Below are 22433 nucleotides of genomic sequence, written 5' to 3'. Positions count from 1 at the left end.
TCATGAGCAGATTCGGATTCGTTCGCCACCCTCTCCGCGGCTCGATCGGCACGGTCGCGATCGCCGCCCTGGCAACCGGCGCCGCGGTCGCGGTACCGGCGCAGGCGAGCCCACTCGTCGAGCGGTCGGTGGCGCGCTCGACCAGTTGCCCGACCGGCTGGGGCTCGTTGCCTGAGGCAAGCACCAGGGGTGGCGCGTCGGCAGTCAAGAACGTCCGGACCGGTCGGCACGCCTGTTTCGACCGGCTGGTCGTCGATCTGGCCGGCAGGGGCGGGACCGGATTCCGGGTCAAGTACGTGAAGGTGGCCACCGCCGACGGCTCCGGCGCACCGATCCGCACCCGCGGCGGCGCCGTCCTCCAGATCGTCGTCACCGCACCGGCGTACGACGCGGCCGGGCGGCCGACGTACCGATTCAAGAACCAGAAGGAGCTGACCACCGTCGCCGGGTACAGCACCTTCCGCCAAGTGGCCTGGGGCGGCAGCTTCGAAGGCTGGACGACTCTGGCGCTCGGCGTCCGGGCTCGGCTGCCGTTCCGGACCCTTGTCCTCACCGGCCCGGGCAACACCACCCGCCTGGTGATCGACGTCGCGCACCACTGGTGATCTTGCGGTTCTAACAGCAGTCGTGTTCGAATGAACATGTGAACAGTGAGGAACGACTGAAGTTCGTCGTTGAAGAGCTTGCCCGGGCTGGGCGGGTCGGGGTTGCTGAGCTGGCTCAGGACACCGGGACGTCGGAGATGACGATCCGGCGCGACCTCGACCTGCTGCAGAGCCAGGGCCTGGTACGCCGGGTCCGCGGCGGCGCGGTCGGGGTCGCCCTGCGCGGCGAGATCATCCCGTTCACGTTGCGGGACAAGCAGGGCAAGGAGGTCAAGCGACGGCTCGCCGCGGCCGTCGCCGAACTGATCTCCGACGGCGAGGCGGTCGCGCTCGACAACGGCACGACCTGCCTCGCCGTCGCCCGCGAGCTGGCCGGGCGCGCGATCACGGTGATGCCACTGTCGCTGCACTCGGCGGTCGTCCTGGGCGAGGCGGCGCGGACCAAGCTGATCATGCCCGGCGGCGAGGTGAGCTCCCCCGAGCTCGCGTCGTACGGCGCCGCCGCGGAAGCTGGTGTCCGTGGCATCCACTTCGACACCGCGGTGATCAGCAGCTGCGCGGCGCTCCCGGCGCACGGCCTGACCACCAACACCCTGGCCGACGCAGCGATGAAACGCGCCCTGATCGAGTCCTCCGCCCGGGTCCTGCTGGCCGTCGAATCAGCCAAGCTCGAACGCACCGCCATGGTGACCGTCGCCGGCCTCGAATCCGTCGACGTCCTGATCACCGACGCCGCCGCCAACACCGAAGCCCTGGAAGCCTTCCGCTCCGCCGACGTCGAAATCAGGTTCGCATGACCACCACATCCCCCAACCCCATGTCCACCCGGACTGCGGCTGGAGCGGTGTTCCTGCTGTTTGTTACCAACGGGATGCTGATCGGTGGCGTCGGCGGCAGCCTGCCTGCGCTGCGGGAGCGGCTCGATATCGGCGCCCAAGGGCTTTCGTTGTTGCTGTTGTGTCTGGCGTCGTCGGCTCTCGTGTCGATGCAGATCGGTGGCCGGCTGGCGGACCGGATCGGTGCGCGGCCGGTCGCGCTCGTCACGCTGACCCTGCTCGCACTCGGCGTCGGTACCCTCTCGCTCACCTCATCGTTGCCCTGGGCAATCGTCGCGATGGTGCTGGCCGGGCTGGGCAACGGCGCGATGGACGTGGCGATGAACTCGCTCGGCGTCGAGGTCGAGCAGGCCCGCCCGAAGCCGATCATGAGCCGGTTCCACGCCTTCTGGAGCGTCGGCAACCTGACCGCCGCCGGCACCATCGTGCTGATCGCGCGGGCCTTCGACAAGACCGGGGCGAGCAACGTCGGCCCGGCGCTCGGCACGCTCTGCGTCGTCGGCCTGATCTCGATCGCCGTCTGCGTCCGGATCGTGCCGCACGGACGGAAGATCGAGCACACCGAGGACGGCGTCCGTACGGCGATCCCGCGGCTGGCCTGGGCACTCGGCCTGATGGCGTTCTGCTTCGGCCTGGCCGAGGGCACCGCCATCGACTGGTCCTCGGTCCACGTCACCGACGTCGCCGAGGTCGACCCGTCGACTGGCGCGCTCGGCCTGGTCGCCGTCAGTGGGTTCATGGTCGTCATCCGGCTGCTCGGCGACCGAGCCGTCGACCGGGTCGGCCGACGGGCGGTGGTACGGGTGGGTGCGGTGACCGCCATCGGCGGCTACCTCTTCACGGTCTTCGCCCACCCGCTTCCGCTGGTGCTGATCGGTTGGGCGCTGGTCGGCCTCGGCGTCGGCCTGGTCGCACCCCAGGTCTATGCCGTGGCCGGCCACGTGGGCGGCGGCCGCATGCTCGCCATCGTCGTAACCTTCGGCTACGCCGCCTTCCTCGTCGGCCCGGCGATCATCGGCCAACTGGTCGAGCACTTCGGCGTCCAGCACGCAATGATCCTCCCGCTGGCGTTGTCAGCCTGCCTGGTCGCCGTTTCGGCCGTTCTCCCTCGCGACGAAGAGGATCGATAACTTCCGACCCTCGGGGCGCATCTAACAAGTGTCCTGAGGGGGGCACATGAAATGCATCCAGTTCATCCACCACCACAAACCGATCCGCACCGCACTCGCAGTACTCGCCCTCGCCGCACTACCGGCGGGCGCGGTCAGTGTGCCGGCGTACGCCGCGCAGACCGCGGGGACCGCCCTTGCCGCCTCCTGCCCCACCGGCTGGGGTTCATTGCCTGAGGCAAGTACCTACCAGGGCTGGGGACAGCTGACCAACGTCCGGACCGGCAGGCACACCTGCTTCGACCGGATCGTGTTCGACGTGCAGGGCAAGCCGTCCTGGTTCCGCGTGCACTATGTGAAGGACTTCTACACCGTCGGCGAAGGCAAGCTGATTCCGGTGCGCGGTGGCGCCAAGCTGGAAATCATCCTGTCGGTGACCTCGTTCGACAGCGACGACGGCGTCCCGAGCTACGATCCGGCGAACTACAACGAGCTGGCCAACGTGCACGGCTACCGGACGTTCCGGCAGGTCGTGGACGAGGGATGCTTCGAGGGTGAGACGGCCATCGGTGTCGGACTCCGCGCCCGCCTCCCGTTCCGCGTCTTCACCTTGAGCGGCGCGGGCAACACCAGCCGCATCGTGGTCGACGTGGCGCACCGCTGGTAAAGCCGCTAGCCGCTGGACCTGCCGCGCCACCGCGGCAGGTCCAGCTCTTTGTCAGAGCACGCGGTTGAGCAGGTCGAAGAAGGTGTTCGCGAGGACCAGTTCGTACGGGTCTTTGAGGAGGGCGGCCAGCGCTGAGATGTCCGACGGGGTCCACGACCACGCGTTGATCCCGCCGGAGATGAACAGCGGCTTCGTACCGTCCCACTGCGCGACCCGGGCATCCAGCGCCGCCTTGTACTCCGCGGCTTTGCCGGGCGCACCCCACTGCCCGACGACCGGCAGCCCGCCCTGCCGGACCGCGAGGAGATCGCCGTCCCAGGTCTGCATGATCCCCTTCAGCGGCGTGTACTTCTTGAAGCCGGCGGCGATCTCCGGCGACAGCAGCACCCACTTGTCATTCTCACGGTGACTGTAGGAGTAGACGACGTCCATCCCGGTCCGGCGCAGCGTCGAGCCGGTCAGCTTCAGGAACTGGGTGAAGTCGCTCGGCACCCAGGACCCGGGGTAGGTGTAGCCGGCGCCCGAGGGGCCGCAGACCAGCAGGTCGTTGGCCGTCGCGGTCCGCTGATAGTGGCTGAACAACCCCGGACCGGTCTCCAGCAGCAGTGGGCTGATGGTCCAGTTCGCCGGCGCATCGCCACGCTTCGGGTCGTCCCACAGGTCGCGCATGTGCCGCTGGCAGTACTGGATGTTGTCGCCCTCGCCGAAGGTCAGCGTCAGGTACACCTTGTTCTTCGGCTTGCTGATCCGCCGGACCGGCCGGACCTTGTCCGAGATCGGTGCGGTGAAGCCGGCGTGGACGGTTCCGTTCATGTAGAAGTCGGCCGCGATCACCGGCGAACCACCTTGCGAGGCGAGGTCGACGCCGTCCCATTCGCCGGAGACGTCGTTGGCGAACCAGCCCATGTACGGCGCCAGCGTCGGGTACTTCGCGAAGTGCTCGACCAGCAGGTCGCCGGTCTCGCCACCCGGTGGTAGCCAGCTCACCAGGGCTTTGGTGGCCACCACGTAGTCACGGAAGTACGCGAACGGCTCGATCCGGGTCGGCGAGGTGTCCGTCGCGCTCACCAGGTACTGGTTCCACATCGTCACGGTGACCACGAGGGACGTCGTACCGGCCGGTGGCTCGAACTGGTAGATGAAGTAGCCGCCGCCGTCGCTGAAGCGGTTGGCCTCGCCGCCGATCGAGGAGTTGACGCCGTCGAAGAGGAACGGCGCCTCCTCCGGCGTACCGGGCAGGAAGTGCGCGATCTCGGTGCCGTTGGCCTTCACGGTGATCTCGGAGACCGACGCGCCCCAGCCGTCGTCGGTGAACGAGTCGGCGAACCGGACGAAGACGGTGCCCTTGCCGAGCTTGGCCGAGACGTCGAGGTCATAGCTGCCGCGGTTCGACGAGTCGCGGATCTGCCGGGTCTCGCGGGCGATCTCCTGCCACTGCACGTTCTCGACCGCGACCACCCGGGTCGGCGGCAGGCCGGCGAGCAGCTTGTGGGTGACGCGCGGGAACAGGTTGTCGAGCTGCCAGCGGTAGGTCTTCACCCGATCGCCGTCGAACATGCCGCGCAGGTCTTTGACGATCCGCAGGCCGTGCGCCTTGGCCTGATCGGCGTCCGCGACGACGGCGTTCTCCAGCCCGGCGAGGGTGGTCGCGACGTTGAGCGAGTCCGGCACGGCGGGGTCGTGGACGATCGCGCCGCGAACCCGATGCCGGCACTTGGCCACCAGATCCAAGGGGTTCTGGTACGTCGTCGTGGGCAGGTGCATGTCGGCGAGCCACTTCGCGTCCGGCGTACTCATGGTGCCGGTGTCGAAGCTGAAGTACAGCTCGGGCCGGGTGCGGTTGACGATGCCCTGCAACGTCGTCAGCAGGGTCTGGTCGCCGCCGCTGAGTTTGCTGACATCGCCGTAGTGCAGGTGTTTCGGTCTCTCGAAGGCCGGCAGCAGCCGACCGCCTCCGGAGGTACTCATGGTCGGCGTCGCGCCCGCGGGCAGGCCGGGGAGCAACCCGAACCCACCTGCTGTCAGTGCGCCGCTACCCGCCAGGAACGTTCGTCTCGACACCATCGTGACCACTCCCCTGTCGCTGACATCGCTGTCAAATGACGGGGAGATTAGTCAGCATTACAGCGCGTGTCGAGACCTCGGACAACGTTGTCGGCAAATTGCTTGGAATCGTTTCCGTTTGCTCGCCTGCTCATGCCACTACCGTATGGTGATACGGTACGAGCATGAGCAACCTTGGATCACGGCGCGCTCGCCGGGCGGGCGGCGCCAAGCGCACGCTCGTGCTCGACCAGGTGATCACGGTGCTCGCCGACCGCGGCTATGCCGGGACTCGATATGTCGATGTCTCCGAGGCGTCCGGGGTGGCGGTCAGCACCCTGCAGGGCTATTTCGGGTCGCGCGAGGACATGCTGATCGAGGCGTTCGGGCGCGCGACCGCCGTTGCGGTGACCGCGATGGATGAGCTGGTCGCGCAGTTCGACGATCCCTGGCAGCAGTTGGTCGCGATGGTCGATCAAGGGCTGTCCACCGACGTCGCGACGTGGCGGATGTTGATGGAGTTCTGGACGGCGGCCGCTCATGACGCCGAGTTGCAGGAGCATGCGGGCGCGCTGGCGGCGCAGTACCGGGAGCCGTTCCTCGATGCAGTGCGACGTGGGGTCGAGAGCGGTGCGTTCACGCCGCGGTTCGAGATCGCCGCGGTGGTCGAGGTCGTGGTGGCGGCGATCGTCGGGCAGCTCTACCCGGTCGTACTGGGTCATCAAACGCCGCAGGACAAGGAGTATCGCGAGGTCGTGCTGGCTCAGCTCGCCTTCGCGCTCACGATCAATCCAGCAGAGAGGTGACGTCGATGTTCGTCAATCCGGAGGGTCTGCACAACCCGGTCCCGTTCGGCTACAGCCATACCGCCGCCGTTCCGGCCGGCTCGGAGCTGGTGTTCGTCTCGGGTCAGTACGGGTCGGGCCTGGATGGCATAGTCGTGTCGCCCGACTTCGCTGAGCAGGTGAAGCAGGCGTTCAGCAACCTTGGGATCGCACTGGCAGCCCACGGGCTCGATCTCAGCCATGTCGTCCAGCTCAGGACGTACGTCGTGAATCCTGACTTCGAGAAGCTCGGGATCATCGGTCAGGAGGTTGGCGCCACTCCCCCGACCCAGACGGTGATCGGGGTGGCCGCGCTGGCGATGCCCGACATCCTCTTCGAGGTCGAAGCGGTCGCCGCACGTTCCTAGAACTACCAGGCTTCGTGCAGGATCCGGGTCGCCTCGGACAGCGAGATGTTTGCCCGGCGGGCCGCGCGGGCGAACACCGTGGCGGCCGCCTGCGTCTCCTCGTCGTCGATCTCGCTGCGCGCGGCGAGCACGAACGTCCCGTTCCGCCCGCGGGTCTCCACCAGCCGGTCGGCCTCGAGCTCCTTGTACGCCCGGGCGACGGTGTTGACCGCGAGCCCGAGATCCCCGGCGAGCTGGCGCACGGTCGGCAACCGCGTCCCCTGCGCCAGCTCCCCCCGGCGGATCAACTGCTCCACCTGCTGCTTCACCTGCTCGTACGGCGGCCGGGATGCGGCCGGATCCACCGAGATGATCATCAGTTCTGCCTGTCTCCCAGGGGCGACCGGATCGCTTGCTGCGAACGACGCAGGCCCCGCTTGCTGTCGCCGGCTCCCCAGATCAGGCATTCGACTGCCGTGCCGCCGACGAAGATAGCCCACGCGAACGGCGTGGCGAAACCAGGTACGCCGGCCGGCCACTCGAAGGACAGCACCAGGGCCGCGCCGAACAACCAGCCGGCGCCGATCAGGATGTTGAGCATGTCCCGCAAAGCCTTGGCCCGCAGGGCTTCCTGCCAGCGCAACTCGTCCGCACCGGAGGCCGGCTGGTTCAGCTCGAGGATCCGGCGTTGCAGGTAGATGCCGACCGCCGCGACCGGGATCGTCGCCAGACCAGGAATCACCAACGCCCACCCGCGCGCGGCGTGGTCGTCGGCGGTCGCCAGCACCAGCACACCCAGAGCCAGCGCGAGCAGCGGAAAGACGAGCATGACGTACTGCCCGATGATCTCCACCGGAGTCAGGTAGTCCCCCAGCCGACGCTGCTGCAGAGTCGCCGTCCGCGGGCCGGCCGGCCGCGCGGCACGCACCGCCCGGAACTGCAGCACGAAGGATCCGATGCCGACACCGGCGATCATCCCCATCAAGGTCCAGCCGAGCACCGGCGAGAAGAGGCTGTCGCCCGCCAGCAGGACGATCCCGCCGACCACCACGCCCGCAACAGCCAGCCCGACCGCGCTGGCGACCTGCGTCTGGGCCAGCCGATCCTCCGCCGCCGCCATCAACCGCGCGTCCTTCGGGAGGCCGCCGGTGTAGACCAGCCGCCCCACCTGGCTCCGCGCGATCGACCTGCGCGACGCGAACAGTACGGCCCCGCCCACCATCGCCACGATCACCAGGCCGAGTGACAACCCCATCCTGACCAGCTCCCCTCGAGTCTTTGTCTCAATTGTATTGATACAAAGACTACTGTCAAGCAGGGGTCAGTCGGCGGAGTGGAAATCGGCGGCTGAGTACAGCTTCTGCTCGACCAGGACCAGCCAGTTGCCGGAGTTGTCGCGGAGCACCGCCTCGACGCCGTACGGGCGGTCGGACGGTTCCTGGATGTACTCGACCCCCTTGGCGACGAGTTCGGCGAAGGTCTTGCGGCAGTCGTCGGTGTTGATGCCGAAGCCGTGCATCGAACCCTTGGCCATGATCCGGCGGATCGACTCGGCCGACTCGGGATCCATCGGCGGGCCGGGCAGCATCAGCACCACGTGGAGCTCCGGGTGATCGGCCTGGTGCACGGTGCACCAGCGGAACTCGCCGGCGGTGATGTCCTGGCCGAGCGCGAAGCCCAGCTTCTCGGTGTAGAACGCCTTCGCCTCGTCGATGTCGTGCACGTAGACGGTGATCAGGCTGACGTTGGTGATCAAGGTGCCTCCTCGTCGGATCTGTGGCTACGACGCTACGTCCGGGGAGGCTGCGGTGGCTTCTCCGCGATTGCGGAGTTCAGGCCGAGCATGAAGACGAAGCAGCCGGGGATGCGGGCGCCCGGCTGGGTGCGCTGGTACTCTGACGGGCTCATCCCGACCAGCTCGGAGAAGCGCTGCGAGAACGACCCGAGACTGCTGTACCCGACCAGCTGACAGACCTCGGTGACGGTCAGGTTGGTCGCCCGCAACAGATCCGCCGCCCGCTCGATCCGCCGCCGGGCGACGTACTGCATCGGCGTCTCACCGTATTCAGCGGTGAAACACCGCAGGAAGTGGTACTTCGAAACGCCCGCCGCCGCGGCCAGCGCACTCAGGTCGAGCGGCTCGGCGTAGTTGCGATCGGCGACGTCGCGGGCTCGCCGCAGGTGGGTGAGCAGTTCGGCCGGCACGGTCACGGTCATGGGCGGAGAGTGGAGAGCAGGGTGCTGATCAGGAGCGCGGGCGCGTCGGCTGAGGTGAGGCGGCCGGCGTCGACCTCGTCGGCGGCTGCGTGGAGGATCGCGTAGAAGGTGGCGACCAGCCAGTCCACCGGCTGGTCGGTGCGGAAGTCACCTGCTGCACGACCCCGCTCGATCAGTCGGCCGACATGCTGGAAGGCGGCGTCATGCTGTCGCCGGAGCGTCTCCGGGCCGATCTCGGCGAGTGCGATGGTCCGCACCCGCCGATGCCGGTCCAGGATCGGCCACGACGTCCGCACCACCAGCGCCAGCGCCTCCGCCGGTGACTGCTCGTCCAGAGCGAGTTCCGTCAGTACCTGGTCGGTGTGTGCGATCCCCCGCCGCAGCACTTCCTCCAGCAGGACCTCGCGGGACGGGAAGTGAGAGTAGAGGGTGACGCGGCCGATTCCGGAGGCAGTGGCGACGTCGCTCATCGACGGCAGCGTGCCGTGCGCCATCAGCTCATGGGTCGCGCGCAGGATGGTCTCGATGTTCCGCTCGGCGTCGGCCCTGCGCTTCGGGGTGGAGGTCGGCACGCCTACACCTTACGAGGCCTCAGTGCCCGTGTCCGTGACCCGCCACTACGAGCGCTTTGCCTGCTGGGACGAGCAGTAATGCGATCACCCCGGACACAGCCGCAGCGACCGCGCAGACGGCGTACCCGGCGGAGAAGCCGTCCGTGCCGCTGACCACTGGACCGGTGAAGCTGGCGGCCGCTACCGTCGACATCACGGCGACACCGATACTGCCGCCGAGCTCGTGGAAGGTTGTGACGACGCCTGACGCCACCCCGGCCTCGGCTGTGGGCACATTGGCCATCGTGGTGGTCATAGCCGTCACGAAGAGCGGTCCGATCCCGAACGCAGCCAGCAGGAACCCGGGCAGCACACCGGTCCAGACGCTCTCGCCGACCTGCGTCAGCAACGCTGCTCCGAGCGCGGTGACCAGGAAGCTCCCGGCTGCGACGGCACGTCCACCGATGCGGCCGATCAGGTGTCCTCCGACCTGCGCTCCCCCGGTGATCGCCAAGGCGACCGGCAGGAACACCAGGCCGGTCTTGAGCGCACTGTAGCCGCGGACCTCTTGCAGCAAAGGCGAAGTCAGGAAGAACAGGCCCAGCAGCAGCCCGGTCGCCACCAGCATCAGGAACATCCCCGAGACCACCGGCCTGCGCCCCATCGTCCGCAGGTCCATCAACGGAGTCGCAGTCTTCGCCTCCACCAGCAGGAACAGCCCATAGCTGACCACCGCGGCCGCAAGGAAGCCCAGCGTCCTGCCAGCACCCCATCCATCCGCTCCCGCGTTGACCAACCCATAGATCAACAGCCCGGTCGCAGCCGTCACCAGCAAAGCCCCCGGAATATCGATCGCCCTCCGTCCAGCGCCCACCGAACCTGCCCGGCCCGTCTCCACCCGGCCCGCGTCCGCCTGGTGCGGGACCAGGCGGGGTAGCAATGCGAGCACCGCCAGTCCGATGGGGACGTTGACGAAGAAGACCCATTGCCAGCCGGGTCCGGCCGTCAGCAGGCCGCCGAGAAGGACTCCGGCCGCTGCGCCGGCACCGCCGATCGCGGCCCAGATCCCCAGCGCCCGGCTGCGATCCCGTTCGTGGAAGGTCGTCGTGACGATCGCGAGCGCCGCCGGCGAGAGTAGAGCCGCGCCCAGCCCCTGCGCGGCCCTGCCTGCGATCAGGACCGCGGCCGACCCCGCCAACCCGGAAGTCGCCGAGGCCAGCGTGAAGATCACCAGCCCGGTCAGCAGCGTCCGGCGGGCGCCGAGCACGTCGGCCAGCCGCCCGCCGAGAATCATCAGCCCACCGAAGACCAGCGTGTACGTCGTCACCACCCAGGTCAGCGACTGCCGGCCGAGCCCGAGGTCGGTCCCGATACTCGGCAACGCGATCTGCACGACGGTGATGTCGACCACCAGCATGAACTGCACGAACGCGAGCAGACCGAGCACCAGCCATTTGTTCTGTCGCATATCCCCACTCCCCTAAACTGAACATGACTGTATAGTTTACCCAGGAGAGCGTGGCACGAAGGATGAGTTTCGGCAACCTGGCGACGCGTCGCCACGGAAGGCGGCGGGTGCATAGTGGCCGGACCTGTGGGGTACCGAGACAGCAGGTGGTGCTGTGGTACCGGGGATCGAGGTTGTCCGTATGGCTGGCGTTCTGGGGCAGGCGGCGGGGCTATGAGTAGCGGACGCAACGGCGCCCTGCGAACTGGCACGGTGAGCCCGCCACTCGCTTCCTTGGGGGGTTCCGATGACTGTCCAGCCCGATGACCCACGCGGCCCTGGTTCCAGCGAGCGGGTCGTGACAATCCGCGCGCGCACGCTGCTGGCGGGCCTGGGAATCCTGCTCGGCGTAGCGGCCGCACTCTGGCTTGTCCTTCGGGCCGAGAAGGGACTCACGATCATCGCGATCGCCCTGTTCCTGGCGCTCGCGCTGAATCCGGCCGTCGAGTTCTTCCAGCGTCGCGGGCTTCGCCGCGGGTTCGCGGTCGCAACGGTCTGCATCCTCGCGGTGGTCATCTTCGCGTTGCTGGCCTTGGTGTTCATTCCGCCGCTGGTCACGCAGATCACACACTTCGTCAACGCGGTGCCCGGACTCGTGGACGAGTTGACCAAGGGCCGCGGACCGCTGGGTTTCCTCGAGCGTAAGTACCAGGTGGTCGAAGAGGTACAGAAGGCAGTGTCGAAGCAGGGCGCCAGCGGGGTGACCGGTGCCGCTGCCCCAGTGCTCGGGATCGCCAAGGGCGTAGCCACCACCATCAGCGGGATGATCATCATCGCCTTCCTGACGCTTTTCATGTTGTTCGAAGGCCCGGAATGGCGCCACCGGATCACTTATCTGATCCCAGCGACGCATCGAGCACGCTCCGAGCGCATCGGAGCGGGCGTCTACAAATCGGTGAGCGGGTTCGTGACCGGCAACCTGCTGGCGAGCTTTCTCGCCGGAGCCGTTGCGACCGTCATCCTGCTGATCGTCGGCGTGCCCTACGCCTTGGCGCTGGGACTGTTCACGGCGATCATCGAGTTCATCCCGTACGTCGGGCCGGTGGTGGTGACCGTCCTGCTCAGCTTGGTCGCACTCACCGTGGGCCCGGTGTCGGCCCTGGTGGTCTTCGTCCTCATGGTCGTCTATCACCTGGTCGAGGGTCACACGTTACGTCCGCTGATCTATGGGCACGCACTGAAGCTCTCACCCCTCGCCGTATTGATCGCGATCATCCTCGGCGCCGAGGTCGCCGGGATCCTCGGAGTGCTGGTGGCCATCCCCGTCGCCGGTTCGATCCAGGTCATCGTCAGCGAGGTGGCCGGCCGAAGGAACTCCGGCCGTTCCTCGGGTCCGGACACGAAATCGGTGCCGCCACCCTTCACTGAGCCTGGCGCGCCAAACCGCGAGCCTTTGGTCTGACCCGGGCGAAGCCCGGTAGGCGAAGAGACCTGCCGTATGAGCTTGCCCGGGCAAGCGCATGGAATTCGGGGTGGGGGGAACCCGGAGGACACAAGCGTCCGCCCGCGCGCAGGGTGGGTCGTTTGAGATGGCGGGTGTTGAGACAACGAGCGCCCACTGTTCCGTCCGCCCGGCTGGTCCGTGCATCTTTGAGTGGGCTGGCCGGGCGAGCGCGGCGCCGGCAACCAAGCGGGCAGCCGCGGACCCTGTTAGGTATGCCCATGACATCGAGCAGGCAGGACAAACCTCCGCCTGCCCTGCCCGCCGACCACGACCTGTGGGAGGCACTGCGCCGCTGCGACCCGGACGCCCTCGGCACCCTCTTCACCCGGTACGCCGGTGTCGTCCACGCCTACGCGGTCCGCCACACCGGCTCGTACTCGACCGCCGACGACGCAGTACAGGCCACCTTCATCACGGCGTGGAAGCAGTTCAGCCATGCAGACCCAGGGCCGCTGCTGCACGACACCGCTCGCGCCTGGTTGCTGACGATCGCCCGCAACGAGCTACGCAACTCGACTCGCGCCAAGCGACGGCTGGCGCAGTTCGTCAGCCGGCAGCCCGCTCCCCTGCATGCACCCGACCACGCCGAGAGCGTCGCGGCCCGGGTCGACTCGGAGCAACGGATCAAGGCCGTCCGGGCTGCACTCGGCCGACTGCCCGCGCATGAACGCGAAACGGTCGAGCTCGTCTACTGGGCCGAACTACCGCTTGCCGAGGCGGCCGAAGTACTGGGGGTCGCTGAGGGCACCGTCAAGGCAAGGCTCGCCCGGGCCCGCCGCCGCCTGCCCGCCCTGCTCGACCAATCCGGACCGGAGGAGGCCCGATGAACAACCTCACCACCCCGCCACCGGTCGAGGAGCTCGACCCGCAGTACATCGAAGACCTCCGCGTAGAGCTGGTCCGGAACGCCCGCGGCACCCGCCGCGAGTGGTCCGTCTGGACCCCGATCGTGGCCGCCGCCTGCGGAGTAGCCGTCATCACCGGCGGGGTAGTCGCCAGCACCCGCGTCGGCGGCGACTCCGGCTCTGTCGGACCGGCCGGTCCTCGGCCGACAGCGGCTCAGCAACTCCCAGCGAACGCCTCGGAACGCATCAACCTCGACCGGGGATCCACCTCCACCAACGACAACGGAATCGTCGACGCAGCAGTTGCCAGGAAATGCCTTGCGGCGAAGAAGAGCGCGCTCGGCCAGCCGAATCCGGTGACCCCGGCAGACGTGTCGCTCAAAGGTTCCTACATGGCCCGCCTGCAGAAGGCGCTACCCGGCGAAGGCGGCCTGCTCGAACCACTGCGGAACAACCTGCTGATCCAGGAGTTCACGACCCTCGCCGGCGTACAGGTCGAGTGCTACGACGACAAGCTCCTGTATGCCTTCGATCCAGCCGCCGTCCCGCTGGAGAAGAGCCTGAAACTGACCAATAGCAAGCCGATCAGCGGGCGGTGGAGCTTCTCGGAGATCCCGGACGGCAACTCGACCCGGCTCTTCGTCAGCTACACCTTCGCCGCCCTGCCCACCACCAACTACGTGGAGATACGGATCCGGTGGACCGGCGGAGCCTCACCCTGGTACGTCGTACCGGCGTACTTCGGTCGCGGCTACGCCACCGCCTCCCAGCTGGGCGCTGTTCATCGGCCTGGGCTGACCGAGGTGGACTACCGCGCCGTCGGCAAAGACGGCGAAGTGCTCTTCAGCGGGGTCGAACGGGGCTAGCGAAGACCGCCGGCCGGACTCTGGGCGGAGTCCGGCCGGCTTGTCGCCGAGGTGGCGCTTCGGTTGAGGAGGGGTCAGCCGAGGCCGCCGCCCACCTTGGTGAGCGCGTCGAACTGGGTGCGGGTCAGCTTGCTGGTGTCGCCGCTGAGCGCCTTGGAGCGGGTGCAGATGATGCCACCCGGCACCGAGCCGGTCAGCACCCGGATCGCGTTCTTGAACGAGTCGCAACGCCGCTGGTCCTCGGCACCGGCCGGGTAGCCGATCGCGGCGTTGACCTTGCCCATGTTGAGCTGGTCCGCGAACGGGTTGATGTTGCGGGCGACCGTCCAGTACCACCGGGCGATCGGAGCGCTCCACTCCAGCGAGCGGGCCAGCTCGGGGTTGCCGAGCAGGTCGATACCGAAGTACCGGCCGGCCGGTCCGTAGTTGAAGTCGCCGGTCAGCTGGATGTAGCCGCGACCGCCGTAGACACGGGTGTCGCCGATCTCGCGGATGTTGTACTCCAGCCGCGACTCGTGCACCAGCGTCGCGAGGAACGCGGCCTTCCGGTACGGCGTATTGATGTTGGCGTCCCGCATCGCCTGGTTGAGGGACGGCAGCCCGGTCTGGACGAGTGAGGGATTCGCGATCCGGGTGCCGAACATCGCCTGCACCTGCGCCAGCGTGATGTCACCCGACGGCGGGTTGGTGCCGCCGCACTCGGCGACGCCGGGGAGCTTGTCCTCGGGGATCGCCACGTAGGCGACGGTGACGTACCCGCCGAGGGCCGGCACGTGCGCCCACCAGCGGCTCGAACCGCCGGAGACAGTGACGAGGTCGCCGTACTTCTGGCAGTCCACGTCGATGGAGGTCGGGCCGGGCAGCGTCCGGACGACCGGTGAGGACAGGTAGGCGTCGGCGCGGACATTTACGCCGGTGCCGTAGGTGTTGAAGACGGCTGCGTTGGCCGGAATGGCGGTGATCAGGCCACCGGCGGTGAGCCCGGTGAGGGCGAGGGTGGCTATCAGGAGACGGCGGATTCTTCGCTTGAGCATGGCAACTCCCGGGGCGGGGACAGCATGGGCACGGTGTCCGTGAAAAGTTAACCAGCATCTTCCACGGCGATGTCACTTTCCACCCAAACTGTCCCCGACTCAAGCCTTTCGACCAGGTTGCAATCAGCCGACGGTGCCGGGGATCCGGTCGAGGGCCTCGAACTGGGCCTTGGTGAGCATGCTCGTGTCACCGCTGAGCGCCTTCGAGCGGGTGCAGATCACGCCGGCCGGGACAGAGCCGGACAGGTACCGCAGGGCGTTCTTGAAGGAGTCGCAGCGGCGCTGGTCCTCCGCGCCGGCCGGGTACCCGATCGCGGCGTTGACCTTGCCCATGTCGAGCGCGTCGGCCATCGGGTTGATGTTGCGGGCGACCGTCCAGTACCAGCGGGCGATCGGGGCGCTCCATTGCAGCGAGCGGGCGAGTTCGGGGTTGCCGAGCAGGTCGATACCGAAGTACTGGCCGGCGGGGCCGTAGTTGAAGTCGCCGGTGAGCTGGATGTAGCCGCGGCCGCCGTAGACGCGGGTGTCGCCGATCTCGCGGATGTTGTACTCGAGCCGCGACTCGTGCACGAGGGTGGCGAGGAAGGCGGCCTTGCGGCGGGGCGTGTTGATGCTGGCGGTGCGCATCGCCTGGTTCAGCGACGGCAGGCCGGTCTGGACGATCGACGGGTTGGCGATCCGGGTGCCGAACATCGCCTGGACGTCAGCCAGGGTGACGTCACCGGCGGGCGGCGGCGGGTCGGCCGGACAATCCGGTACGCCGGGAAGCTTCGTCTCCGTGGTGTTGATGTACCCGACCGTGGCGTACCCGCCATGCGCCGGCAGATGCGCCCACCAGCTGGTCGCCGCCCTCCCCGGCACCGTCACTGAGTCCCCCAGCTTCTGGCAGTCGACGTCGACCGCGGTCGGCCCGTTCAGCACCTTCACCACGGCGGCGGACAGGAAAGGCTCGGACCGGATATTGAGCGCACTCGCAGTGGTCTGAAACCCAACTGCCTGAGCAGGCGCAGCAGCACCGAATGCCACCGCAGCCAACACCACAACCGACGACACAACACGCTTGAACATAAGAACTCCCGGGCGGTAGGAGGATGATCGCCACCCTCCCACCGCCCGGGAGCCGTTGCTCAAGTGCGCAACGCCCCGCGGCCTTGGGGGCCGCGGGGCGTTGGAAGTACGAGGCGCGCTCGCCTACCCGAACAACCCCGGCGAGCTTGCTCGCCTACCCGGGCGGGCAGCTACTGGCGCCGACTGCTGAAGCTACTGCTTGGCTTCGGCTTTGGCCTCGCCCTTGGGCTCCGGCTTCGCGTCTACGCCGGCTTCCTTGCGCTGGGCGGGGGTGATCGGGGCCGGAGCCGCGGTCAGCGGGTCGAAGCCGCCGCCGGACTTCGGGAAGGCGATGACGTCGCGGATGGACTCCGTACCGGCCAGCAGGGCGGTGATGCGGTCCCAGCCGAAGGCGATGCCGCCGTGCGGCGGCGCGCCGAACTTGAACGCGTCGAGCAGGAAGCCGAACTTCTCGCTCGCCTCCTCGTCCGACAGCCCCATCACCTTGAAGACCCGCTTCTGCACGTCCTCGCGATGGATACGGATCGACCCACCACCGATCTCGTTGCCGTTGCAGACGATGTCGTACGCATACGCCAACGCGCTGCCCGGGTCGGTGTCGAACGTCTCCAGCGAGTCCGGCTTCGGCGACGTGAACGCGTGGTGCACAGCAGTCCACGCCCCCGACCCGACAGCGACATCACCAGCAGCGGTCGCGTCATCGGCCGGCTCGAACAGCGGCGCGTCGATGACCCACACGAACGACCAGGCCGACTCGTCGATCAGCCCACCGCGCCGGCCGATCTCCAGCCGCGCCGCACCCAGCAGCGCCCGCGACGACTTCACCGCGCCGGCGGCGAAGAAGATGCAGTCGCCCGGCTTCGCGCCGACGTGGTCGGCCAGCCCGGCGCGCTCCTGCTCGGACAGATTCTTGGCGACCGGTCCGCCCAGCTCGCCGTCCTGACCGACCAGCACGTATGCGAGTCCGCGCGCACCACGCTGCTTGGCCCACTCCTGCCACGCGTCGAGCTGCTTGCGCGGCTGGTCGGCTCCGCCCGGCATCACCACGGCGCCGACGTACTGCGCCTGGAAGACCCGGAACGGCGTGTCCTTGAAGTACTCCGTGCACTCGACCAGCTCGAGCCCCATCCGCAGATCGGGCTTGTCGCTGCCGAAGCGGGCCATCGACTCGGCGTACGTCATCCGCTGGATCGGCGTCTGCACCTCGTGCCCGGCGAGCTTCCACAGCTCGACCAGGATCTCCTCGGACAGCGCGATGATGTCGTCCTGGTCGACGAAGCTCATCTCGATGTCGAGCTGGGTGAACTCCGGCTGCCGGTCGGCGCGGAAGTCCTCGTCGCGGTAGCAGCGGGCGATCTGGAAGTACCGCTCCATCCCGGCCACCATCAGCAGCTGCTTGAACAGCTGCGGCGACTGCGGCAGCGCGTACCACGATCCCGGCTGCAGGCGCGCCGGTACCAGGAAGTCGCGTGCGCCTTCCGGCGTCGACTTGGTCAGCGTCGGCGTCTCGATCTCGACGAAGTCGTGCTTGTCCAGTACTGCGCGCGCCGCCTTGTTCACCTTGCTGCGCAGGCGAAGCGCCGAGCCGGGGCCCTGGCGGCGCAGGTCGAGGTACCGATACTTGAGCCGGACCTCTTCGTTCACCGGCGTCGCGTGGTGCTCCTCGACCGGGAACGGCAGCGGCGCGGCCTCGTTGAGGACCTCGATCTCCTCGGTGATGATCTCGATCTCACCGGTCGGCAGGTCCGGGTTCGCGTTGCCCTCGGGGCGCGCCGACACGACGCCGACGATCTTCAGGCAGTACTCCGAACGCAGGCCGCTGGCCGCCGCTTCGTCGCGGATGACGACCTGGACGGTGCCGCTGGCGTCACGCAGGTCGATGAACGCCACGCCGCCGTGATCGCGCCGCCGCGCCACCCAGCCCGCCAGCGTGACGGTCTGTCCGGTGTTCTCGGCCCGCAAGGAGCCGGCGGAATGGGTACGGATCACGAGTTCTCCTGAGGGGTTTCGATGCTGGGTCGTACGTCCTGCGCCGGGGGTGACCAGGTGGCCGGATCGGCCGCCACCTGCTCACCACTCCGAATGTCCTTCACTTCTGCGCCGTTCTCCGTGGTGAACCAGACGAACGGGATGCCACGCCGATCGGCGAACTTGATCTGCTTGCCGAACTTCGCGGCCGCCGGCGCCACCTCGACGGGGATGTTGCGTGCCCGCAGCGCGGCAGCGGTGCGCATCGCGTCGGCGCGCTCGTCTTCGTTGTTCAAGGCAACCAGTACGGCCGTCGGCGTACTGCGGCTGCCCTTCACCAGCCCCTGGCTGAACAGCCGGGCGATCAAGCGCGACACCCCGATGGAGATGCCGACGCCGGGGTAGGTCGTCTTGCCGTCGCTGGCGAGCGAGTCGTAGCGTCCACCGGAGCAGATCGAGCCGTACGACTCGTGGCCGATCAGCTGGGTCTCGTAGACCGTGCCGGTGTAGTAGTCCAGCCCGCGCGCGATCTTGAGGTCGGCGACCAGCAGGCCGGGCGCGTGCTCGTTGGCCGCCGTCATGATCGCGGCCAGCCGCTCGAGGCCCTCGTCGAGGATCTCGTGCTGGACGCCGAGCGCCCGCACCTGCTCGACGAACGAGGCGTCGGTGCTGGAGATCTCGGCCAGCCGGAGCACCTGCTTCGCGGTCTCGGCCGTCAGCTGCGGGCCGGTCTCGGCGGTGAGCAGCTGGGTGATTTTGTCCGGGCCGATCTTGTCCAGCTTGTCGACGATACGGAGTACCGAGATGACGTCCTCGATGCCGAGGCCGCGGTAGAAGCCCTCGGGGATCTGCCGGTTGTTGACCTGGATCCGGAACGGCGGGATCGGCAGCTTGCCGAACGCATCGGCAATGACGAGCGGCAGTTCGACCTCGTAGTGGAACGGCAGCGTGCCGTCGCCGACGATGTCGATGTCGGCCTGGGTGAACTCGCGGTACCGGCCCTCCTGCGGGCGCTCACCACGCCAGACCTTCTGGATCTGGTAGCGGCGGAAGGGGAACGCCAGCTTGCCCGCGTGCTCCAGCACGTACCGGGCGAAGGGGACGGTCAGGTCGAAGTGCAGTCCGAGGTCGGACTTCTCCTCGACGGGCGCGCCGAGGCGGCGTACCGCGTAGATCTCCTTGTCCGCGTCCTCGCCCTGGTTCGAGAGCCGGTCGACCGGCTCGACGGCGCGCGTCTCGATCGAGGCGAAGCCGTGCAGCTCGAACGTCTCCCGGATCACGTCGAGGAACTGCTGCTCGACGATCCGGTCGCTCGGGAGGTACTCGGGGAACCCGCTGATCGGGGTTACCTTGCTCATTTCTATGTCTCCAGGTCCTGCAAGTAAGGGTTGGTCGCCTTTTCCCGGCCGATCGTGGTCTGGCCGCCATGACCCGGCAGGACGACGATCTCGTCGCGCATCGGCAGGATCTTGGTGGCCAACGTATGCAGCATGGCCGGATGGTCGCCGCCGGGCAGATCCGTCCGGCCGATCGACCCCGCGAACAACACGTCCCCGGAGAACAACACCGCCGGTACGTCCTCTGGACCCAGGTACGGGGTGGTGAAGGTGACCGAGCCCCGAGTGTGGCCCGGGGTGTGGTCGACGGTGAACCGCAGGCCCGCGAGCTCGAGCTGCTGGCCGTCCTTGAGCTCCTGGACGTCGTCGGGCTCGGCGAAGGTGTGATCCCCGCCGAGCAGCATCCGGGCGCTCTCCTGGCTGATGCCGGCCATCGGGTCGGCCAGCAGGTGCCGGTCGTCGGGGTGGATCCAGGCGGTGCTGTCGTAGGTGCCGCAGACCGGTAGTACGGAGAACATGTGGTCGATGTGGCCGTGCGTGAGCAGCACCGCGACCGGCTTCAGCTTGTTCTCCCGGACCACCTGCTCGACCCCGCTGGTGGCGTCTTGCCCTGGGTCGATCACGATGCACTCCGCGCCCTGGCCGGTGGCGACGACGTAGCAGTTCGTACCCCACGACCCCGCGGGGAACCCGGCGATGAGCACGACAGACCTTCCTGGAACCGACAAGGGACCTGCCAAGGCTACCGGTGACGCTGTGCTGAGTACGAACCGCATTGTTGTCTGCTTGTTTTGTGCCCGATTGTGATGGCAACCCCGTTGCGTAGCGGCCGGGAGTTTGTGATTGTTCAGTGATACGCGTGGGGACAGCTCCCGACGCGCCCGACTGCACCCTGTCGACGGCGATGAACCGCCGACTGGACAGAATGGGCACGAGCGCAGTACATACCGCCGGAAGGGGCGAGTTGTGGCCGAGGAAAGCTGGGGCCGGGTAGCCGACGACGGAACGGTCTTCGTACGGACCAAGGACGGGGAGAGGGCGGTCGGCCAGTGGCCGGACGCGAACCCTGAGGAGGCGCTCGCCTTCTACACCCGCCGGTACGACGCCCTGGCGTTCGAGGTGGACCTGCTGGAGAAGCGGGTCCAGGCGGGCACCGTCTCGCCCGACGACGCCCGGGCCGCGGTGAAGAAGGTGACCAGCGCGATCGACGAGGCGCAGGCCGTCGGCGATCTGGACGGCCTGCGGGCCCGGCTGGACGCGCTCACCCCGCTGGTCGCCCAGCAGCGCGAGAAGAAGAAGGCCGAGCGCGCCGCGAAGGTCGAGGAGGCCCGGGACGCGAAGACGAAGATCGCCACCGAGGCCGAGACGATCGCGGCCGGTACCGACTGGCGGCACGGCGTCACCAGGCTGCGCGAGCTCCTGGACGAATGGAAGGCACTCCCCCGGCTCGACAAGTCCAGCGACGACGAGCTGTGGCACCGCTTCTCGTCCGCGCGGACGACGTACACCCGGCATCGCAAGCAGCACTTCGCCGAGCTGTCCTCCAAGCGTGACGAGGCAGCCGTGGTGAAGGAGCGCCTCGCAGCCGAAGCTGAAGGTCTCTCCTCCTCGACCGACTGGGGCCCGACGTCAGGCCGCTTCCGCGACCTCATGCGCCAGTGGAAGGCCGCCGGCCCCGCCCCGCGCGAGGTCGACGACAAGCTGTGGGCCCGCTTCCGCAGCGCCCAGGACGCCTTCTTCGGCGCCCGCGACGCCGAACAGGCCCAGGAGAACGAGGAGCAGGTCGCCAACCTCGCGGCCAAGGAATCGTTGCTGGTCGAGATCGAAGCGATCCTCCCCGTCAACGACGCCAAGGCCGCCCGCGACCAGCTCCGCGACCTTCTGGACCGCTGGGACGCCATCGGCAAGGTCCCCCGCGACTCGATGCGCACCATCGACGGCCGGCTCCGCGCAGTCGAGCAGGCGGTCAAATCCGCCGAAGACGAAGTCTGGAACCGCAGCAACCCCGAGGCCCGAGCCCGAGCCGAAGCCACCGTCAAGCAACTCCAGTCCCTCATCACCGACCTGGAGAAGCAAGCCGCGAAACACGAGGCCCAAGGCAACACCCGCAAGGCCACCGAAGCCCGCGAGGCAATCGCCGCCCGCCGCGAATGGCTAACCCAAGCCCAAAACGCCCTCACCGACTTCAGCTGAACCGCTCGCAGAACAGCCCGCCAGCGCTGCTGGCGGGCTGTTGTCGTCTGGCTGCCTTTCGGGACCTGTGGACAACGGAAAGCACGAGATCGCCACCTTCGGTCATCCTGTGCCGATGTCCTTCCCACCCTTCTTCTGCGGCCTCCCCTTCACCGGCCGCCAGGCCGGCAAGACGCTGAACTGGCTCCTCGACGGCGGCGAGATCCGCCAGCTCCTCAAAGGCGTGTACGTCGCCACCGAGACACCGGACAGCCCAGAACTCCGCGCGGCCGCCGCAGCACTCGTGATCCCCTCCGGCGGTGTCGCCCGCGCCGAAACCGCAGCCTGGATCCACGGCATCCCCACCACCGCCCTCAACGCGGCCGACCACGTTCCGATCCGCTGGACCAGAACCCCAGCCGACACCGTGAATCTCGCCGGACACAAGGTGACCAGCCCGGCAGCCACCGGCGTCGACCTCGCCCTCCATCTCCCCCGACCGTTCGCGCTGGCATCGATCGACGCCCTCCTACGCTCCGGCCGAGCAGACCGAGCCACCCTCGAAGCCCTCCTGGACCAGCACGACGGACACCGGGCGCACCTACAGGCTCGCCACATCATCAAAATCGCCGACCGCCGAGCCGAGTCCCCCGGCGAGTCCTGGCTCCGCCTCCGCCTGATAGACGCCGGCTTCGGCACCCCCGGCCTTCAGACCCGTGTCAAAGGCCCCACCCGCGAGTACCGCATCGACGTCGCCTACCCCGACCCGGTAGACGGCAAGTACCTAGGCCTCGAATACGACTCCGACCGCTGGCACTCCAAAACCCACCAGCAATCCCAAGACGAAACCCGCCGCACCGAACTAGCCGCACTCGGCTGGCACATCATCGCCGTCCGGCGGACCGACCTCTGGGGTTCCTATCCAGCCCTGGAACTGGCCGTGGGTGCCTTTCTGTGTGCCTGGCCCCGCCTCCCCCGCCGGTGGTGAGGGAG

23 protein-coding genes are annotated in these 22433 nt (G+C 68.1%); 11 read left to right on the top strand and 12 right to left on the bottom strand.

All coding sequences use genetic code 11. The features are described from left to right. The first annotated feature begins 2 nt into the window (after nt 1–2). The 4 genes from AB0M15_RS30805 to AB0M15_RS30790 are packed head-to-tail and all read left to right on the top strand — an operon-like array spanning nt 3 to nt 3217. Nucleotides 3–605, top strand: a complete 603-nt coding sequence (locus AB0M15_RS30805; protein WP_363825605.1) for a hypothetical protein — start codon at nt 3–5, stop codon at nt 603–605. A 38-nt stretch (nt 606–643) separates the two neighbouring features. Further along, the gene (locus AB0M15_RS30800; RefSeq protein ID WP_363825602.1) at nt 644–1402 is read left to right on the top strand and encodes a DeoR/GlpR family DNA-binding transcription regulator; all 759 of its coding nucleotides are present in this window, start codon (nt 644–646) and stop codon (nt 1400–1402) included. Next, nucleotides 1399–2571: an MFS transporter gene (locus AB0M15_RS30795; RefSeq protein WP_363825599.1), complete on the top strand. Its 1173-nt coding sequence runs from the start codon at nt 1399–1401 to the stop codon at nt 2569–2571. The genes AB0M15_RS30800 and AB0M15_RS30795 overlap by 4 nt, the downstream gene beginning before the upstream one ends. 46 nt (nt 2572–2617) lie before the next feature. After that, nucleotides 2618–3217, top strand: coding sequence for a hypothetical protein (locus AB0M15_RS30790; protein WP_363825596.1), 600 nt, complete (start codon nt 2618–2620; stop codon nt 3215–3217). Nucleotides 3218–3268: 51 nt separating this feature from the next. Here AB0M15_RS30790 and AB0M15_RS30785 read toward each other — a convergent pair whose 3' ends face one another. Continuing rightward, nucleotides 3269–5281 carry a GxGYxYP domain-containing protein gene (locus tag AB0M15_RS30785; RefSeq protein ID WP_363825593.1) on the bottom strand — a complete coding sequence of 671 codons (2013 nt, stop codon included), beginning with the start codon at nt 5279–5281 and terminating at the stop codon, nt 3269–3271. Nucleotides 5282–5445: 164 nt separating this feature from the next. Here AB0M15_RS30785 and AB0M15_RS30780 point away from each other — a divergent pair, with 164 nt between their 5' ends. Further along, nucleotides 5446–6066, top strand: coding sequence for a TetR/AcrR family transcriptional regulator (locus AB0M15_RS30780; RefSeq protein ID WP_363825590.1), 621 nt, complete (start codon nt 5446–5448; stop codon nt 6064–6066). A 5-nt stretch (nt 6067–6071) separates the two neighbouring features. Continuing rightward, nucleotides 6072–6452, top strand: a complete 381-nt coding sequence (locus AB0M15_RS30775; RefSeq protein WP_363825587.1) for a RidA family protein — start codon at nt 6072–6074, stop codon at nt 6450–6452. Nucleotides 6453–6454: 2 nt separating this feature from the next. Here AB0M15_RS30775 and AB0M15_RS30770 read toward each other — a convergent pair whose 3' ends face one another. The 6 genes from AB0M15_RS30770 to AB0M15_RS30745 form a co-directional block, all read right to left on the bottom strand. Then, the gene (locus AB0M15_RS30770) at nt 6455–6808 is read right to left on the bottom strand and encodes a GntR family transcriptional regulator (protein ID WP_363825583.1); all 354 of its coding nucleotides are present in this window, start codon (nt 6806–6808) and stop codon (nt 6455–6457) included. Further along, nucleotides 6808–7686 carry a hypothetical protein gene (locus AB0M15_RS30765; protein ID WP_363825578.1) on the bottom strand — a complete coding sequence of 293 codons (879 nt, stop codon included), beginning with the start codon at nt 7684–7686 and terminating at the stop codon, nt 6808–6810. Before AB0M15_RS30765 ends, AB0M15_RS30770 begins: the two co-directional genes overlap by 1 nt. Nucleotides 7687–7752: 66 nt before the next feature. Beyond that, nucleotides 7753–8187, bottom strand: coding sequence for a VOC family protein (locus AB0M15_RS30760; RefSeq protein WP_363825575.1), 435 nt, complete (start codon nt 8185–8187; stop codon nt 7753–7755). Nucleotides 8188–8219: 32 nt separating this feature from the next. Continuing rightward, nucleotides 8220–8648, bottom strand: a complete 429-nt coding sequence (locus AB0M15_RS30755) for a helix-turn-helix transcriptional regulator (RefSeq protein ID WP_363825572.1) — start codon at nt 8646–8648, stop codon at nt 8220–8222. Further along, nucleotides 8645–9220 (bottom strand): TetR/AcrR family transcriptional regulator, encoded by a 576-nt coding sequence (locus tag AB0M15_RS30750; RefSeq protein ID WP_363825569.1) that lies wholly within the window; start codon nt 9218–9220, stop codon nt 8645–8647. Before AB0M15_RS30750 ends, AB0M15_RS30755 begins: the two co-directional genes overlap by 4 nt. Before the next feature lie 19 nt (nt 9221–9239). Further along, nucleotides 9240–10667, bottom strand: coding sequence for an MFS transporter (locus AB0M15_RS30745; protein ID WP_363825566.1), 1428 nt, complete (start codon nt 10665–10667; stop codon nt 9240–9242). A 337-nt stretch (nt 10668–11004) separates the two neighbouring features. Between AB0M15_RS30745 and AB0M15_RS30740 the strand changes: the two genes are divergently transcribed. From AB0M15_RS30740 to AB0M15_RS30730, 3 genes are all read left to right on the top strand, one after another. Continuing rightward, nucleotides 11005–12108, top strand: coding sequence for an AI-2E family transporter (locus AB0M15_RS30740; protein WP_363825563.1), 1104 nt, complete (start codon nt 11005–11007; stop codon nt 12106–12108). 254 nt (nt 12109–12362) lie between these two features. Further along, nucleotides 12363–12977, top strand: a complete 615-nt coding sequence (locus AB0M15_RS30735) for a sigma-70 family RNA polymerase sigma factor (protein ID WP_363825560.1) — start codon at nt 12363–12365, stop codon at nt 12975–12977. Beyond that, a complete protein-coding gene (locus AB0M15_RS30730) occupies nt 12974–13861 on the top strand; it encodes a hypothetical protein (protein ID WP_363825557.1) in 888 nt (295 codons plus the stop codon). Before AB0M15_RS30735 ends, AB0M15_RS30730 begins: the two co-directional genes overlap by 4 nt. 74 nt (nt 13862–13935) lie before the next feature. Here the strand turns inward: AB0M15_RS30730 and AB0M15_RS30725 are convergent, their stop codons facing one another. From AB0M15_RS30725 to AB0M15_RS30705, 5 genes are all read right to left on the bottom strand, one after another. Then, a complete protein-coding gene (locus AB0M15_RS30725) occupies nt 13936–14895 on the bottom strand; it encodes a glycoside hydrolase family 19 protein (RefSeq protein ID WP_363825554.1) in 960 nt (319 codons plus the stop codon). Between the two features lie 123 nt (nt 14896–15018). Continuing rightward, nucleotides 15019–15963: a glycoside hydrolase family 19 protein gene (locus AB0M15_RS30720; protein ID WP_363825551.1), complete on the bottom strand. Its 945-nt coding sequence runs from the start codon at nt 15961–15963 to the stop codon at nt 15019–15021. A 192-nt stretch (nt 15964–16155) separates the two neighbouring features. After that, a complete protein-coding gene (gene aspS / locus AB0M15_RS30715; protein WP_363825548.1) occupies nt 16156–17952 on the bottom strand; it encodes an aspartate--tRNA ligase in 1797 nt (598 codons plus the stop codon). Next, on the bottom strand, nt 17949–19289 hold the full coding sequence (gene hisS, locus AB0M15_RS30710; protein WP_363825541.1) for a histidine--tRNA ligase: 1341 nt from the start codon (nt 19287–19289) through the stop codon (nt 17949–17951). The genes aspS and hisS overlap by 4 nt, the downstream gene beginning before the upstream one ends. Before the next feature lie 2 nt (nt 19290–19291). After that, a complete protein-coding gene (locus tag AB0M15_RS30705; protein ID WP_363825538.1) occupies nt 19292–19972 on the bottom strand; it encodes an MBL fold metallo-hydrolase in 681 nt (226 codons plus the stop codon). A gap of 262 nt (nt 19973–20234) precedes the next feature. Between AB0M15_RS30705 and AB0M15_RS30700 the strand changes: the two genes are divergently transcribed. Further along, nucleotides 20235–21461, top strand: coding sequence for a DUF349 domain-containing protein (locus AB0M15_RS30700; protein ID WP_363825535.1), 1227 nt, complete (start codon nt 20235–20237; stop codon nt 21459–21461). 115 nt (nt 21462–21576) lie between these two features. Next, on the top strand, nt 21577–22428 hold the full coding sequence (locus AB0M15_RS30695) for a hypothetical protein (protein WP_363825532.1): 852 nt from the start codon (nt 21577–21579) through the stop codon (nt 22426–22428). Nucleotides 22429–22433: the final 5 nt, after the last annotated feature.

Origin of the sequence: Kribbella sp. NPDC051718 (genome assembly GCF_040681515.1) — a bacterium.
In the GTDB taxonomy this organism is placed as follows: domain Bacteria; phylum Actinomycetota; class Actinomycetes; order Propionibacteriales; family Kribbellaceae; genus Kribbella.
The sequence above is the reverse complement of the archived record's forward strand: the minus strand, read 5'-3'. Positions and strand labels throughout refer to the sequence as shown.